Source organism: Raineyella antarctica (genome assembly GCF_900092135.1).
Taxonomy (GTDB): Bacteria; Actinomycetota; Actinomycetes; order Propionibacteriales; family Propionibacteriaceae; genus Raineyella; species Raineyella antarctica.
In genome coordinates, this window is sequence record NZ_FMYF01000005.1 from 93,314 (window position 1) to 107,471 (window position 14,158).

General features: G+C 70.1%; 13 protein-coding genes and 1 tRNA gene. 2 read left to right on the forward strand and 12 right to left on the reverse strand.

Annotated elements, in window-relative coordinates:
* Window positions 1-61 precede the first annotated feature (61 nt).
* The 12 genes from atpB to lysA all read right to left on the reverse strand — a co-directional run bounded on the left by atpB (window position 62) and on the right by lysA (window position 12,430).
* On the reverse strand, window positions 62-895 hold the full coding sequence (atpB, locus tag GA0111570_RS08930; RefSeq protein WP_092610196.1) for a F0F1 ATP synthase subunit A: 834 nt from the start codon (window positions 893-895) through the stop codon (window positions 62-64).
* Window positions 896-965: 70 nt separating this feature from the next.
* Window positions 966-1,253, reverse strand: coding sequence for an AtpZ/AtpI family protein (locus tag GA0111570_RS08935; protein WP_092609536.1), 288 nt, complete (start codon window positions 1,251-1,253; stop codon window positions 966-968).
* Between the two features lie 36 nt (window positions 1,254-1,289).
* Window positions 1,290-1,799: a hypothetical protein gene (locus GA0111570_RS08940; RefSeq protein ID WP_092609539.1), complete on the reverse strand. Its 510-nt coding sequence runs from the start codon at window positions 1,797-1,799 to the stop codon at window positions 1,290-1,292.
* A gap of 90 nt (window positions 1,800-1,889) precedes the next feature.
* Window positions 1,890-3,026 carry a glycosyltransferase family 4 protein gene (locus GA0111570_RS08945; protein ID WP_092609542.1) on the reverse strand — a complete coding sequence of 379 codons (1,137 nt, stop codon included), beginning with the start codon at window positions 3,024-3,026 and terminating at the stop codon, window positions 1,890-1,892.
* A 3-nt stretch (window positions 3,027-3,029) separates the two neighbouring features.
* The gene (locus GA0111570_RS08950) at window positions 3,030-3,902 is read right to left on the reverse strand and encodes an L-threonylcarbamoyladenylate synthase (protein WP_092610199.1); all 873 of its coding nucleotides are present in this window, start codon (window positions 3,900-3,902) and stop codon (window positions 3,030-3,032) included.
* Between the two features lie 13 nt (window positions 3,903-3,915).
* Entirely contained in the window at window positions 3,916-4,782 is an 867-nt protein-coding gene (prmC, locus tag GA0111570_RS08955) for a peptide chain release factor N(5)-glutamine methyltransferase (RefSeq protein WP_092609545.1), read from the reverse strand.
* Window positions 4,779-5,885, reverse strand: coding sequence for a peptide chain release factor 1 (gene prfA / locus GA0111570_RS08960; RefSeq protein WP_092609548.1), 1,107 nt, complete (start codon window positions 5,883-5,885; stop codon window positions 4,779-4,781). Before prfA ends, prmC begins: the two co-directional genes overlap by 4 nt.
* 97 nt (window positions 5,886-5,982) lie before the next feature.
* Complete coding sequence (rpmE, locus tag GA0111570_RS08965; protein WP_092609551.1) at window positions 5,983-6,204, reverse strand: 50S ribosomal protein L31; 222 nt, start codon at window positions 6,202-6,204, stop codon at window positions 5,983-5,985.
* Between the two features lie 131 nt (window positions 6,205-6,335).
* Complete coding sequence (gene rho, locus GA0111570_RS08970; protein ID WP_092609554.1) at window positions 6,336-8,456, reverse strand: transcription termination factor Rho; 2,121 nt, start codon at window positions 8,454-8,456, stop codon at window positions 6,336-6,338.
* 259 nt (window positions 8,457-8,715) lie between these two features.
* Entirely contained in the window at window positions 8,716-9,609 is an 894-nt protein-coding gene (thrB, locus tag GA0111570_RS08975; protein WP_092609557.1) for a homoserine kinase, read from the reverse strand.
* Window position 9,610: 1 nt separating this feature from the next.
* Window positions 9,611-10,915, reverse strand: a complete 1,305-nt coding sequence (locus tag GA0111570_RS08980; RefSeq protein WP_092609560.1) for a homoserine dehydrogenase — start codon at window positions 10,913-10,915, stop codon at window positions 9,611-9,613.
* Window positions 10,916-11,014: 99 nt separating this feature from the next.
* Complete coding sequence (gene lysA / locus GA0111570_RS08985; RefSeq protein WP_092609563.1) at window positions 11,015-12,430, reverse strand: diaminopimelate decarboxylase; 1,416 nt, start codon at window positions 12,428-12,430, stop codon at window positions 11,015-11,017.
* Window positions 12,431-12,558: 128 nt separating this feature from the next.
* Between lysA and GA0111570_RS08990 the strand changes: the two genes are divergently transcribed.
* Window positions 12,559-12,630 (forward strand) — tRNA-Arg (locus GA0111570_RS08990).
* Window positions 12,631-12,742: 112 nt separating this feature from the next.
* On the forward strand, window positions 12,743-14,023 hold the full coding sequence (locus GA0111570_RS08995; protein WP_092609566.1) for a glycosyltransferase family 87 protein: 1,281 nt from the start codon (window positions 12,743-12,745) through the stop codon (window positions 14,021-14,023).
* Window positions 14,024-14,158 lie beyond the last annotated feature (135 nt).

Consider the following 14,158-nt stretch of genomic DNA (forward strand, 5'->3'; position numbering starts at 1 on the left):
CTCAGGGATGAAGGTGCAGTGAGAAGAGAACTGGGGTGGGAAGGGAAACCCTTGCCAGGCGTCAGTGCGCCTCGGCGAGGGAGGAATGGACGTACTGGGCGGTCAGGACCGTGAAGATGTAGGCCTGCAGGGCGCCGATGAACAGCTCAAGGAAGAGGATCGCGAAGCTGAACAGGAGCGAGACCGCACCGGAGACGTTGTAGAACAGGTTGCTCTCGTACGTCAGCAGGAATGCGCCGCCGGCGACGAACACCAGCACCACGAGGTGGCCGGCGAACATGTTGGCGAAGAGACGCAAGCCGAGCGTGAGCGGCCGGGTGATGAAGTTCGAGAGGAACTCCAGCGGGATGATGACCGGCAGCAGGTACACGGGCACTCCCGCGGGGACCAGCTGCATCTTCATGTAGTGGCCGAAGCCGTGTCGGTGGATGCCTGCGCCGATGTAGATCAGCCAGGACATGATCGCCAGGGCCCAGGCGTAGCCGATGTTGGAGAACGTCGGCAGCATGAACAGGAAGGTCTCGCCGAACCAGTTGTTGACCAGCAGGAAGCTGAACAGGCCGAGCAGGTACGGCAGGTAGCGCCGGTACTCCGGACCGAGGATGTCGCGGGCCACACCGTTGCGGATGAAGCTGTAGACGTACTCGGCGAAGAACTGTCCCTTGCCGGGGACCTTCTTCAGGTTGCGCGAGGCGATCAGCCAGAGCACGATGACCAGCGCGGCACCGATGACGGCCTGCCAGAACGGCTTGTTCATCCAGTCGACGCCGAACGTACAGCCGGCGAGCGCGTGGCCGCTGGTGACCTCGGGGTTGTCCGCACAGAAGTAGCGGAAGTCCTTCACGCCCGGGGATTCATAGTGTCCGCCTTCCAGCGGGACGAGCGCGCCCACCAGGGCCGGCAGTGTCATCGGACCCACCGTTCCTCCTCAACATCGATGTCGTACGTCATGGTTTCGTCTCGGCTCAATTCTTCGGCTTGGTCTCTGGAGGCTGGTCGAAACGCCTGATGATCGCGTACATGGCCAGGACCACGCCGATGATGAGCCCGAGGGGCAGCAGGAAGCTCGTGCCCAGGAACTTGTCCCCGAGCCAACCGAGCCCTCCGTAGAAGAGGAGGCCGGCTGCGATGTAGGAGAGGATGCGGTACCCCGTCTCCATCCCGACCGGTTCACTACCGGGGAGGAGGGAGGCGTCGGGCTTGCCGGACTTGCGGCGCCGAGCTTCCACGGTGGTGACCTCCTCGTCCTTCATCGCGCTTCGGACACTATCAGTTGCCATGTCTTGGCGTCACTTTCCGGAACGGGGCGGACGGGGGGTGTAACCGAGGTCATACACAGGCATCCGCATCCGCGCGAAAGCGACCACCTCGGCCGTTGTCCAGAGCAGAACGGTGGCAACGACGCCCAGCGAGGTGGCGGTCCGATCGAGGATCTGGAGTCCCGCTCCCTCGTACAGGGAGAGGGCACCGGCGAGGCCGGCGATCCGTACGCCGTACGACCCGAGGGCGGCGACCAGGAGTCCGGAGCCGTTGCGTTCGGCGTAGCGGAGCACGACCGCCTGGCCGAGGCTGAAGAACAGGATCGCGACCACCGACCCGACGGCGGCGGAGGCTGCCGCCACTCCCCCGCGGACCGCGGCGAACACGGCCACCGAGCCGATCAGGCCGAGGTGGCCGCCGAGCAGGCCGGCGAAGAGCAGGTGGCGGGCGTACGCGGTGGCGGCGCCGGTGGCGGGACGGTCCGGAACGGGGCCGGCCGGGGTCGGATCTACGACCCCCGGCTGCTCATCCACTGCCATGACCGTGCTCATCTTGCGGTGATTCCCACTCCCACGTTGGTGCGGTTCGGCACCCCTCGGCGCCCGCTTGTGAAAAGTAACACAAAGTACCTACCGCTGCCTTCTGCGTGCCGCTGCGCGATCGGCGGATCCGCGGACGCGCCGGCCGGTCGACCCGACGGTCGAGACCAGGGTCACGACGGCGGCGACGACCCAGGCGATGATCACCCAGCGGTTCTGGCTCAGGCCGATCGTCATCACCCCGAAGGACAGCACCGCACTCCAGACGTACATCACCAGGACGGCCCCACGGTGGGAGTAACCACGCTTGATCAGCTGGTGGTGCAGGTGGCCCTTGTCCGCCACGAACCACCAGTTGCCCTGGTTCGCCCGGCGGATCCAGGCCAGCACGAGGTCCAGCAGGGGCAGCCCGAGGATGGCGACCGGGAGGACCAGGGGCAGGTAGGCGGGCAGCAGGTCGCCGCCGCCGGGCTGGATCCTGGAGGAGTCGTACTGGCCGGTCAGGCTGACGGTGGAGATGGCCAGCAGGAAGCCGAGCAGCATCGACCCCGAGTCACCCATGAACATCTTAGCCGGGTGGAAGTTGTGCGGCAGGAAGCCCAGGCAGACGCCCACGATCGCCACCGACACCACGCTGGCCGTGGTGGCCCGGACCAGGTCCTGCTCCACGGCCAGGACGTAGGAGTAGACGAAGAAGGCCGCAGCACCGATGCCCACCACCCCCGCAGCCAGGCCGTCCAGCCCGTCGACGAAGTTGACCGCGTTGGTGCACAGCACCACGAAGAACACCGTCAGCACGATCGAGGATGCCGAGTCCAACGACACGACCCGGTCGGGAAGCGGGATCCACAACAGCCGGACCCCGGCCTGGACCACGATGCCGGCGGCCAGCACCTGGCCGGCGAACTTGGTCACCGCTCCGATGTCGAGCAGGTCGTCGATGATCCCGACGGCGCACAGCACCGCGACTGCGACCAGGATCCACAGCGCATCGTGGCGGACGATCTCGTGGCGGCCCAGGAACGGCAGGTTCATCGCCAGCAGGAACGCCACCGCGACGCCGAGCAGCATCGCCAGTCCGCCGAAGTAGGGGGTCGGCACGACGTGGACGTCGCGCTCGCGCACCTTGGCCACAGCCCCGAAGCGAATGGCCGCCCGTCTGGCCCAGCCGCTGAGCTGGTAGGTGACGGCCGCGGCCGTCAGCAGGACGAGGATGTATTCGCGCATGGGCTAGCGGGCGTCGCGTTCCCCGTCGACGGTGGCAGGACCGGTCTCCTCGACGGGCACCTCGGTCCCCGCCGGCTCCTGGTCGGCAGGGGCTACCGGCCGCTCGGCGGCTACCGACTTCTCGGCGGCTACCGACTGCCCAGTGGGCTCCGGCTCGGCCGCGGGCACCTCGGTCTCCAGGGCTCCGAGGACCCCGGGCGCGGTCTCGCGCAGGACGGCGAGGGTCAGGATTCCCTCGCGTACGACGCGTCCCTCGGGCTCGACGGTGAAGTCGACGATCGTCGAGGGCACCGGACCGGGGGTGGGACCGCCGTCGAGGTAGAGCGCCACGTCGAGGCCGAGCTGGTCGGCCGCGTCCCGGACGTTGGTGGCCGACGGCTGCCCCGAGACATTGGCGCTACTGACGGCCATCGGGCCGGTGCGGCGGAGGATGTCACGGGCGAGATCATGGTCGGGCACCCGGATCGCGATCGTTCCACGGGTCTCGCCCAGGTCCATCCGCAGGCTCGGCTGGGCCTTGCAGATGATGGTGAGGGGGCCCGGCCAGTGCACGGCGACCAGGCGCTGGGCGGCCTCCGGCACCTCCCGGGCCAGGGCCGACATGACGCCGTCGTCGCTGATCAGGACCGGCGGCGGCATGTCCCGGCCACGGTGCTTGGCGGTGAGGAGGCGCTGGACCGCGTGCGCGTCGAAGGCGTCGGCGCAGATGCCGTAGACCGTGTCGGTCGGCATCACCAGGCAGTGCCCCCCGGCGATGACCTCCTTGGCGGCCTGCAGGGCCGGTCCCAGGTCGCCACCGGTGGTGCAGTCGACGATGCGCGGCTGCGGCAGTGGTGGGATGACCGATGCTTCGATGTTGTTGCTGTCCTCCGACATCTCGCTCACGCGCTCATCCTGCCACCTCGCTGCGCGTCCCGGTGACCCAGCGGGGTCTGCCGGACAGGTCGCGATGGTCGGCGACGTCGGTCCAGGCCAGCCCCCGGAAGATGGCCGGGGCGGACGTCCCGTGGGTGTCGTCGTGCTCGCAGACGACCAGGCCCCCGGGCCGCAGCAGGCGGCGGGCGACCTCCTCCACCACGACGATCGCCTCCAGCCCGTCCTGGCCGGAGAACACCGCCGCCTCCGGGTCGTGCAGGGTGACTTCGCGCGGCAGGTCGTCTCGGACCGCGAGCGGGACGTACGGCGGGTTGACCACCACGACGTCGACCCGGCCGTCCAGGTCATGGGCTGCCTCGGCCATGTCCTCGTGGCGGACCTCCGCCGTGGTGCCGGCCAGGTTCCGGCGGCACCAGCGGACCGCGGCGGCGTCACGTTCGACCGCGACCACCCGGCAGCCGGGGACCTCGTCGAGCAGGGCTGCGCTGATCGCTCCCGAACCGGCGCACAACTCCACCACCAGGGGCATACGGCCGACGGAGCGGAGCCGACCGGCCCGCTCGATCGCGGCGCCGGCAACCGACTCGGTCTCGGGGCGCGGGATGAAGACGCCGGGGCCGACCTCCACCCGGACACCGCGGAACCAGGCCTCCCCGGTCAGGTGCTGCAACGGCACCCCGGAGGCCCGGATCTGCAGGAGCTCGGCGTAGCGCTGCTCCTGTGCCGGCGTGGCCGTACCGGCCGCCACCAGGTCACCCGGGCGGCACTGCAGGACGTGGCTGAGCAGGAGGCGGGCATCGACCTCCGGCGAGGCGACGTGGCCCCGCAGGATCTCGGCCCCACGCCGCGCCCGCAGTGTCGGGCGCTCCCCCACCGTCATGCCCCCGCCGCCCGGAGCCGGTCGGCGGTGTCGGCCTCCTGCAGGGCCGCGACGACCGGACCGAGGTCGCCGTTGAGGACCTGGTCGAGGTTGTGGGCCTTGTAGCCGATCCGGTGGTCGGCGATCCGGTTCTCCGGGAAGTTGTAGGTACGGATCCGCTCGGAGCGGTCGACCGTACGGACCTGCGAGCGACGGGCCTCGGAGGCGGAGGCCGCCGCCTCCTCCTCGGCGCGGGCCACGAGCCGGGCGCGCAGGATGCGCATCGCCTGCTCCTTGTTCTGCAACTGGGAGCGTTCGTTCTGGCAGGTCACGACGATGCCGCTGGGCAGGTGCGTGATCCGGACCGCCGAGTCGGTGGTGTTCACCCCTTGGCCACCCTTGCCGCTGGAGCGGTAGACGTCGATGCGCAGGTCGTCGGGATTGATCTCGATCGCGTCATCGTCGTCCACGTCGGGGACCACCAGGACGCCAGCCGCCGAAGTGTGGATCCGCCCTTGGGACTCGGTCACCGGTACCCGCTGGACGCGGTGCACGCCGCCCTCGAACTTCAGCGTCCCGTACGGCATCTGGTCCGGGTCGCCGGCCGACGGGGCGTGCACGGCGAAGGTGAGTGACTTGTACCCGCCCAGGTCGGTGTCCTGGGAGTCCAGCACCTCGATCTTCCAGCCGCGCGACTCTGCGTACCGCCGGTACATCCCGAACAGGTCCCCGGCGAAGAGTGCGGACTCCTCGCCGCCCTCCCCCGACTTGATCTCGACCAGCGCGTCGGCGGAGTCGTTCGGGTCGCGCGGGGCGAGCAACCGGGTCAGCCTGGCGTCCACGACGGCGAGCTGCTCCTCGAGTTCGGCGGCCTCCTGGGCGAACGACTCGTCCTCGTCGGCGAACTCGCGGGCCGCGGCCAGGTCCTCGCTCAGCCGGCGGTGCTCGTCGGCTGCCTTGACCACCGGGCCGAGCTCGGCGTAGCGGCGACCGACCCGGCGCATCGCCCGCTGGTCGGAGACGACGGACGGGTCGGACATCCGTGCCTCGACCTCGCGGTACTCCGCCCGCAGGGGATCGACCGCGGCGAGCAACGACCTGAGGCGCTCGTTGGGCTCGGACATGGAGGACCCTCCTTGGTGCTGACGTGGAGCGGGGAGACAGGGTGGAGACGACGAACGCCGGGGCGCAGCCACGCTGCACCCCGGCGTCCCGGGAAGACTACTTCTTGCCCTTCTTGAAGCTGCCGTAGCGCTGCTCGAAGCGGGCGACGCGGCCGCCCGTGTCGAGGATCTTCTGCTTGCCGGTGTAGAAGGGGTGGCATGCCGAACACACGTCCGAGCGGATCTCACCACCGGGGGCCGTCGAACGGGTCGTGAAGGTGTTGCCGCAGGTGCAGACGACCTTCGTCTCGTGGTAATCGGGGTGGATACCCTGCTTCATGGTGTGCTCCTAGTCGTGTGGTGGCGCCGGGTCGTCCGCACAGGGTGGAGATACCTGCAGGCGTGAACCGGACCGAGGATTGATTATGCCCTAGCGCGGGCGATCCACCAAATGGTCGCCCGCGCCGTGCATCAGAAGCCGTCCCGGTTGGGGGTGTTCTTGGAGATCTGGATCAGGAACTCCGCGTTGGACTGCGTCTTCTTCATCTGCTTCTGCAGCATCTCCAGTGCCTGCTGGCCATCCATGTTGGCCAGCACCCGGCGCAGCTTCCAGACCACGGCGAGCTCCTGGGCACCCATCAGCAGCTCCTCCCGGCGGGTGCCGGACTGGGCCACGTCGATGGCCGGGAAGATCCGCTTCTCGGCGAACTCGCGGCGCAGGCGCAGCTCCATGTTGCCGGTGCCCTTGAACTCCTCGAAGATGACCTCGTCCATGCGCGAGCCGGTCTCGACCAGCGCCGTCGCCAGGATCGTCAGCGAGCCGCCGTTCTCGATGTTGCGCGCGGCGCCGAAGAACCTCTTCGGCGGGTACAGCGCTGCCGAGTCGACACCACCGGACAGGATGCGACCCGACGCGGGCGCGGCCAGGTTGTAGGCGCGGCCCAGTCGGGTGATGCCGTCCAGCAGCACCACCACGTCCTTGCCGAGCTCGACCAGACGCTTGGCCCGCTCGATCGCCAGCTCCGCCACCGTGGTGTGGTCGTCCGCCGGCCGGTCGAAGGTCGAGGAGATGACCTCGCCGGCGACCGTGCGCTCGAAGTCGGTGACCTCCTCGGGACGCTCGTCCACCAGGACCACCATCAGGTGGACCTCGGGGTTGTTGCGCGCGATCGAGTTGGCGATCGACTGCATCACGAAGGTCTTGCCGGCCTTCGGCGGGGAGACGATCAGGCCACGCTGGCCCTTGCCGACCGGGGCGACCAGGTCGATGATCCGGCCGGTCAGGTTGCCCGGGTCAGTGGCGAGGCGCAGCTGCTCGTCGGGGTAGAGCGGCGTGAGCTTCTGGAACTCGGGCCGCTCACGCATCGTGGAGGGCTCGGCCCCGTTGACCGTGTCGATCCTGACCAGGGGGTTGAACTTCGCCTTGTGCTCGCCCTCGCGCGGCTGGCGTAGCGCGCCGGTGACGATGTCGCCCTTGCGCAGGCCGTACTTCTTCACCATGCCCAGCGAGACGTACGCGTCGTCCGGACCCGGGAGGTAACCCGAGGCGCGGACGAAGGCGTAGCTGTCCAGGACGTCCAGGACGCCGGCCACCGGGGTGAGGACGTCGTCCTCGGCCACTGTCGGTTCGTTCTCGTAGCGATCCATTCCGCTGCTGCGGCCACTGGTGCGGCGCGGCTGGCGCTCACGCTCGCGTTCCCCGCCCCGGTCCCGGTCGCGGCCACGACGGCGTCGGCTCCGACGGCCACCGCCCTCGGCGCCGCCACGATCCTCGGCGGAGCGGTCCTGCCCCTGGTTCTGGCGGTCCTGCTTGTTGCCACCGTCCTGGCGATCCTGGCGGTTCCCACCGTCCTGCCGGTCCTGGCGGTTCCCACCGTCCTGCCGGTCCTGGCGGTTCCCACCGTCCGGCCGGTCCTGGCGGTTGCCACCCTCCTGGCGATCCTGACGGTTGCCGCCCTCCTGACGATTGCCACCCTCCTGGCGCTCCTGGCGAGTTCCACCGTCCTGGCGGTTCCCGCCGTCCTGGCCGTCCTGGCGGGGCTGTTCATCCTGCCGCTTCTGGTCCTGGGCCTGGTCGGGGCGGCTCTGCTCGCCTGCGACGGCCTGTTCACCGCGGGAGCGCTCGGCCTGCGCGGCTCGACGCTCGGCGCGGGCGGCTGCCTGCTCGGCCCTACTCGGACCGGTCCGCTCGGTCTGCGAAGGGCTGCCGGCGGCCTGGTCTGTGGTCTTCCCGGCCTGGCGCGGGGTCTCTGCTGTCTGGCGCGGAGCCTCGGCGGCGCGCTGTTGCGGCTCGGCTGCGGTCTCGCCCTGGGCCTGGGGTGCACCCTGGCCACGACGGCTCCCGCGGCCGCTCGGCGGCTTCGTCCCCGTGGTCGATCCTGCTCCCCCCTCGGCGCGCTGGCCGGACTGCGCCGTACGAATGGCGGCGATCAGGTCGGCCTTGCGCATTCCGGAGGTGCCCTTGACGCCAAGGCCACCGGCGACGCGTTTCAGGTCCGGCAGGACCATGCCTTCGAGCCCACCGGAGGCGCGCTTGGCGGGCGCCTTGGACTCGGATACCGCCGGGTTCGTCGGATTCGACGTTTCGGTCACGGGTTTCCTTTCGGAGGCCGGGACGAACTTCGTCACACCGGCCCTGGGCCTTCGACGGCCCGCTGGTTCGGAGCTGGTGGCACGGGGGATCCTGGAAGACCTGCGGAATCTCTGGTCCGGGGTTCAGGAGCCGCGCCGCCACGCGCACCCATCCGATCATGGTGATCTGGGCGCGATGCGTCGCCCAGAACGGGCGAAGCGCTGGGCCAACAGTAGCACCACTGCCCGCTGGCCGTATACCGACCCGCGAGAGGGCCGATCAGGCCTCGGCCACCGAGACGATGTGCGCCGGCCCACCGACGCGCAGCAGCCGTCGATCGAAGCCCGGCACCGGTGTACGGGCGAGCTCGTCCAGCATCGGCTCCGTCCCCAGCACCACGACCGTCGGTCCGGCCCCGGAGATGATCGCCGCATGCCTCTCGGCGCGCAGCAGCGTGACCAGTTCGGCGGACCGGGGCATCAGCTGCGCGCGGTAGCGCTGGTGCAGCCAGTCCTCGGTCGCGTCGAAGAGCAGGTCAGGTCGTTGGGCCAGGGCATGGACCAGCAGCGCGGCACGGCCGGTGTTGGCGGCGGCATCCGCGTGCGAGACCTGCTGCGGCAGGACGCGCCGGGCCTGGACCGTGGGAACGGCCTGGTGCGGGATGAAGGCGAGGGCACGCATGTCACCGGAGAGCGGGGCTGACACGGCCCGGCCGGCCTCCGCCGATCCCCAGGCGATGGCGAGGCCGCCGAGGATCACGGCCGCGACATTGTCCGCGTGGCCCTCCAGCTCGGTGCCGATCCGTTCCATCCACTGGCGGTCGGGCTGCGCCTGCGGGTGGGCGTACGCCCAAGCGAGCAGCAGGCCGGCGGTGATGGCGGCCGAGGAGGACCCGAGTCCTCGCCCGTGCGGGATCGAGTTGTGGGCCGCCAGGCGCAGGCCGGCGGGTGGCCGGACCTGCAGCGACGCCAGTCCGGTCAGGAAGGTCTGGACGATCAGGTGCGAGGAGTCCCGGGGCACGTCCTCGGAGCCCTCGCCGGTGACGTCGACCTCGATGCCGGAGTCCAGCGTCGTCAGCGTGACCTCGTCGAACCAGTCCAAAGCCATGCCCATGCAGTCATACCCGGGACCGAGGTTGGCGGAGGAGGCGGGCACGCGAACCGCGATGCGCATCTCAGCGGCCCTCGACCCGCATCAGGCTGGAGACCTCGAACACCTCGGGGATCGCGACCAGCTCGTCCACCGTCGCCTCGACGTCGGCGTTCCGCGCGGCGTGGGTACCCAGCACCAGCCGAGCCGTGCCGTTGGCGTCCTCCTGGCGCATGGTCATGATGGAGACGTGGTGGTCGGCGAGGACCTGGGCCACCTTGGCCAGCACTCCGACTGTGTCCTCGACCTCCAGGGCGATGTGGAAGCTGGTGATGACGTCGCCGATCGGCGCGATGGGAAGCTCGTTGTAGACCGCCGAACGGGCACCGCGCCCACCCGAGACCCGGTGCCGGGCCACCGTGACCAGGTCCCCGAGGACCGCGGAGGCGGTGGGAGCCCCGCCGGCGCCCTGGCCGTAGAACATCAGCTGGCCGGCCGACTTGGTCTCGACGAAGACGGCGTTGAATGCTCCGCCGACGGAGGCCAGCGGGTGGCGTACGGGCAGCATCGCGGGGTGGACCCGCACCGAGACGCGCCGGGTACCGTCCTCGTCCTCCTCGAGCTCACAGATGGCGAGCAGCTTGACCACCATGCCCATCGCCTCGGCCGCCGCGATGTCGGCGCGGGAGACGTCGGAGATCCCCTCCCGGTAGACGTCGCCGAGCGTGACGCGGGTGTGGAAGGCGAGTGTGGCCAGGATGGCTGCCTTGGCGGCGGCATCGTAGCCCTCCACGTCGGCGGTCGGGTCCGCCTCGGCGTACCCCAATGCCTGGGCCTCGCTGAGCGTCTCGGCGAAGCCTGCGCCGGCGGTGTGCATCTTGTCGAGGATGAAGTTGGTGGTGCCGTTGACGATCCCCATCACCCGGGTGACCTGGTCACCCACCAGCGAGTCCCGCATCGGACGGATGATCGGGATGGCCCCCGCCACTGCGGCCTCGAAGTACAGGTCGACGCCGCGCTCGTCCGCGGCCGCGACCAGTGTCTGGCCGTCCTCGGCGAGCAGGGCCTTGTTCGCGGTGACCACCGACTTGCCGGCGTTCAGGGCCTGCAGGATCCAGGTCCGGGCAGGCTCCAGGCCACCGATCACCTCCACCACCAGGTCCACGTCGTCGCGCGCGATCAGCGACTCCGCGTCGGTGGTGAACAGCTCGGCCGGCAGCCCCTCGCGCTCGCGGTCGGCCCGGCGCACGGCGATGCCGACCAGCCGCAGCGGTGCCCCGACCCGGGCACCGATGTCACGCGCGTCCTCGAGCAGCAGTCGGGCCACCTGGCTGCCGACCACGCCACAGCCCAGCAGCGCGACGCCCAAGGGGCGGACCTGTTCATTCATCTGTTGACCTCACTGCTGTTCGTCGTACGGGCGCCCGTCCTCGGCCCACGATAGTGGGTGCCCCTGACGGATCCGGGCGGCTCCACGGGATTGGTGCGCTCAGGGCGCCGGGTCGTAGCCGACGTCGAGGCCCAGGAGGTCGTCAATCGTCTCGCGGCGGACCAGCGTGTGGATCCGGCCGTCCTTGACGGCCACCACGGGCGGCCGCGGGACCATGTTGTAATTCGATGCCATGGCCCGGCTGTACGCCCCGGAGCCGGGCACCGCGACCAGGTCGCCGGGGGTGATGTCGGCCGGCATGAACTCGTCGCGGACCAGGATGTCGCCCCCCTCGCAGTGCTTGCCCACGATCCGTGACAACCGCGGTGCGGCCGCGGAGCTGCGGCTGGCCAGCGTCGCGGAGTACTCGGCGCCGTAGAGCGCGGGGCGGATGTTGTCGCTCATCCCCCCGTCGACGGAGATGTACGTACGGGCCGCCCCGCCGTCCAGCACGACCTGCTTGACCGTGCCGACGCGGTAGAGGGCCATCGTGGTCGGGCCGACGATCGCCCGGCCGGGCTCGATCGACATCCGCGGAACGTCGACGTCCAGATCGCGGGCCTGCTCTTCCACGATGGCCCGGAGGGCCTCTGCGAGGGTGGCCGGCGACTCGGGCCGGTCGGTGGAGGTGTAGGCGATCCCGAACCCGCCCCCCAGGTCCATCTCGGGCAGCTGGCGGCCGAACTCCCGTGCCGCCTGGGCATGCAGCGCCATGATCCGCCGGGCCGCCACCTCGAAGCCGAGGGTCTCGAAGATCTGGGACCCGATGTGGGAGTGGATGCCGATCAGTTCCATGTGCGGATCCGACTCGCAGGCCCGCAGGGCCTCCAGCGCCTGCCCGGAGGCGATCGAGAAGCCGAACTTCTGGTCCTCGTGTGCGGTCGCGATGTACTCGTGGGTGTGTGCCTCCACGCCCGTGGTGACCCGGACCATCACCCGCGGGCGTGCGCCGCGCTCGGCGGCGGCCCGGCTGATCCGAGAGATCTCGTCGAAGGAGTCGACGATGATCCGCCCCACCCCGGCCTCCAGGGCCATCTCGATCTCGGCCTCGGACTTGTTGTTGCCGTGCAGCCCGATCCGCTGCCCGGGTACGCCACCCCGCAGCGCGACCGCCAGCTCACCGCCGGTGCTGCAGTCGACGAAGAGTCCGTCGGCCAGTGCCCAGCCGGCCACGGCGGTGGTCAGGAAGGACTTCCCGGCGTAGTAGACGTCCCAGCCCTCGAACGCCTCGACGAAGGAGCGTGCCCGCGCATGGAAGTCGTCCTCGTCCAGGACGTAGACAGGGGTGCCGCAGCGCTCGGCGATCTCGGTGACCGGCAGGCCACCCACCTGCAGCACCCCGTCGTCGCCACGCTTGACGGTGGTGCTCCAGAGGATGGGGAGCAGGGCGTTCACGTCCTCCGGCATCCGCAACCAGTGCGGGCCCGGGGCGATCGTGTCGGCGTGGATGGAGCCGGCGACGTGCATGTGCGTCATGTCCCCATACTCTGCCAGCCCTCGCCCCGTCGGAGGCACACCCGCCGACGTCTGGACGGAACCGCCCCGAGATGGTGCTATAGTTCCCGAGTTGCCACCGCACGGCGCAAGCCCTGCGGAACGCACGGGCCCCCATAGCTCAGGGGATAGAGCACCGCCCTCCGGAGGCGGGAGCGTAGGTTCGAATCCTACTGGGGGCGCCCACCACACTGACCGCTCGCGGACCCGAGGTCCACGGGCGGTCGTTGTCTTCAGATCCCACGCGAGCACGGATCGCGGTCCCCGCGGACTTCACCGGTAGCCTTGTCTGCCGTGACCCTCACCGAGCCCTCCCCCACGTCCCGCCGGAACGCCGCCCTCGGCGCCGCCGGAACCGCGCTGCTGTGGGTCGGACTGCGACTGGTGATGCTGGCCCTGTTCCTGGGCAAGGAGATGCACGCCCGGGGTGACGTGGGCTACTACTTCAGCAAGGTCACCGCCTTGCCCGCTGTCGGCCTGGACCGGACCCTGACCGAGTACCCGACCCCAGTCGTGTGGTTGCTGCAACTGCCGAGGCTGCTGGGCGCCCGAGACGGCGACTCCTACCTGGTCGTGTTCATGGTGCTGATGGCGCTGCTCGACGCAGGCCTGACGGCGTGGCTGTGGTGGCGCGACCGTGGTGCCCGCAGCCGCTCGGGCGCGGCGTCCTACTGGATGTTCTTCACTTTCCTGGTCGGCCCGCTGCTCTACCTGCGCTTCGACATCGTGCCGGCCGTCCTCGCCGCGGCCGCCCTGCTCCTGCTGACCCGGGTCCCCGCGGTCTCCGGCGGACTGGTCGCCCTCGGCGCGGCCATCAAGCTGTGGCCGGCGCTGCTGGTCGCCGGCCTGTTCGGGCGCCGAGACAAGCGGGCCGGGGTCTGGTGGGGCTTCGGCGCCACCGGCGTGGTGCTGGTGGCCGCCAGCCTGCTCGCCGGCGGGTGGGACCGGCTGGTCTCCCCGCTGGCCTGGCAGGGCGAGCGCGGCCTGCAGATCGAGTCGGTCTGGGCCACCCCGACCATGGTCAACGTGCTGGCCCACCCGGGCCGCTACTACATCCAGCTCTCCCCCTTCCAGGCCTACGAGATCTTCGGCCCGGGTGTCGGGGTGATGCTGGTGGTCGCCTCCGCGGCCACCGTCGTGGGTGGGCTGGCGATCATCGCGCTGGCAGTGAAGGCCTGGCGCTCCCGCGGTCACGACCTGGCCACCGCAGCGATGACCATGACGGCCATCGTCGCGGTCATGGTCGTCACCAACAAGACCTTCAGCCCCCAGTACCTGGTCTGGCTGGCCGGTCCGCTCAGTGTGCTCGTGCTCACGGGGGCGAAGCGCACCCGGACGGTGCAGGAGCGCGCGATGCTCGTACTGGCACTGGCCCTGGCCCTGCTCACCCATCTGGTGTACCCGCTCTACTACGGCTGGGTCACGGATGCCGGTCCCGGCCAGGGTCGTACGACCATGACCCTGGTGCTCGCGGCGCGCAACGTCGGGATGCTCGCCTTCACCGTGATGGCCTTCGGCCAGGCCTGGTCGATGCTCGGCGCGTTCCGCGGCCGGGAGCGGGATTCGATCGCCTGAGCCGGTACACCGTGCCAGCACACGGAACCGCGTTCCCCACAGTGTGCACACCACTCTGCGGACTGGTTACTTTCGGCTACGATCGACAGCGGCATCACAGGCAAGGTCTGTGGTGCGGATGTTGGACACGCCGCT

Bases quoted from the DNA above. Each gene is read 5' to 3' on its own strand.
- GA0111570_RS08935 (WP_092609536.1), bottom strand. From the start codon at position 1,253: ATGAAGGACGAGGAGGTCACCACCGTGGAAGCTCGGCGCCGCAAGTCC.
- GA0111570_RS08940 (WP_092609539.1), bottom strand. From the start codon at position 1,799: ATGGCAGTGGATGAGCAGCCGGGGGTCGTAGATCCGACCCCGGCCGGC.
- GA0111570_RS08945 (WP_092609542.1), bottom strand. From the start codon at position 3,026: ATGCGCGAATACATCCTCGTCCTGCTGACGGCCGCGGCCGTCACCTAC.
- GA0111570_RS08950 (WP_092610199.1), bottom strand. From the start codon at position 3,902: ATGTCGGAGGACAGCAACAACATCGAAGCATCGGTCATCCCACCACTG.
- prmC (WP_092609545.1), bottom strand. From the start codon at position 4,782: ATGACGGTGGGGGAGCGCCCGACACTGCGGGCGCGGCGTGGGGCCGAG.
- prfA (WP_092609548.1), bottom strand. From the start codon at position 5,885: ATGTCCGAGCCCAACGAGCGCCTCAGGTCGTTGCTCGCCGCGGTCGAT.
- rpmE (WP_092609551.1), bottom strand. From the start codon at position 6,204: ATGAAGCAGGGTATCCACCCCGATTACCACGAGACGAAGGTCGTCTGC.
- thrB (WP_092609557.1), bottom strand. From the start codon at position 9,609: ATGCGCATCGCGGTTCGCGTGCCCGCCTCCTCCGCCAACCTCGGTCCC.
- GA0111570_RS08980 (WP_092609560.1), bottom strand. From the start codon at position 10,915: ATGAATGAACAGGTCCGCCCCTTGGGCGTCGCGCTGCTGGGCTGTGGC.
- lysA (WP_092609563.1), bottom strand. From the start codon at position 12,430: ATGACGCACATGCACGTCGCCGGCTCCATCCACGCCGACACGATCGCC.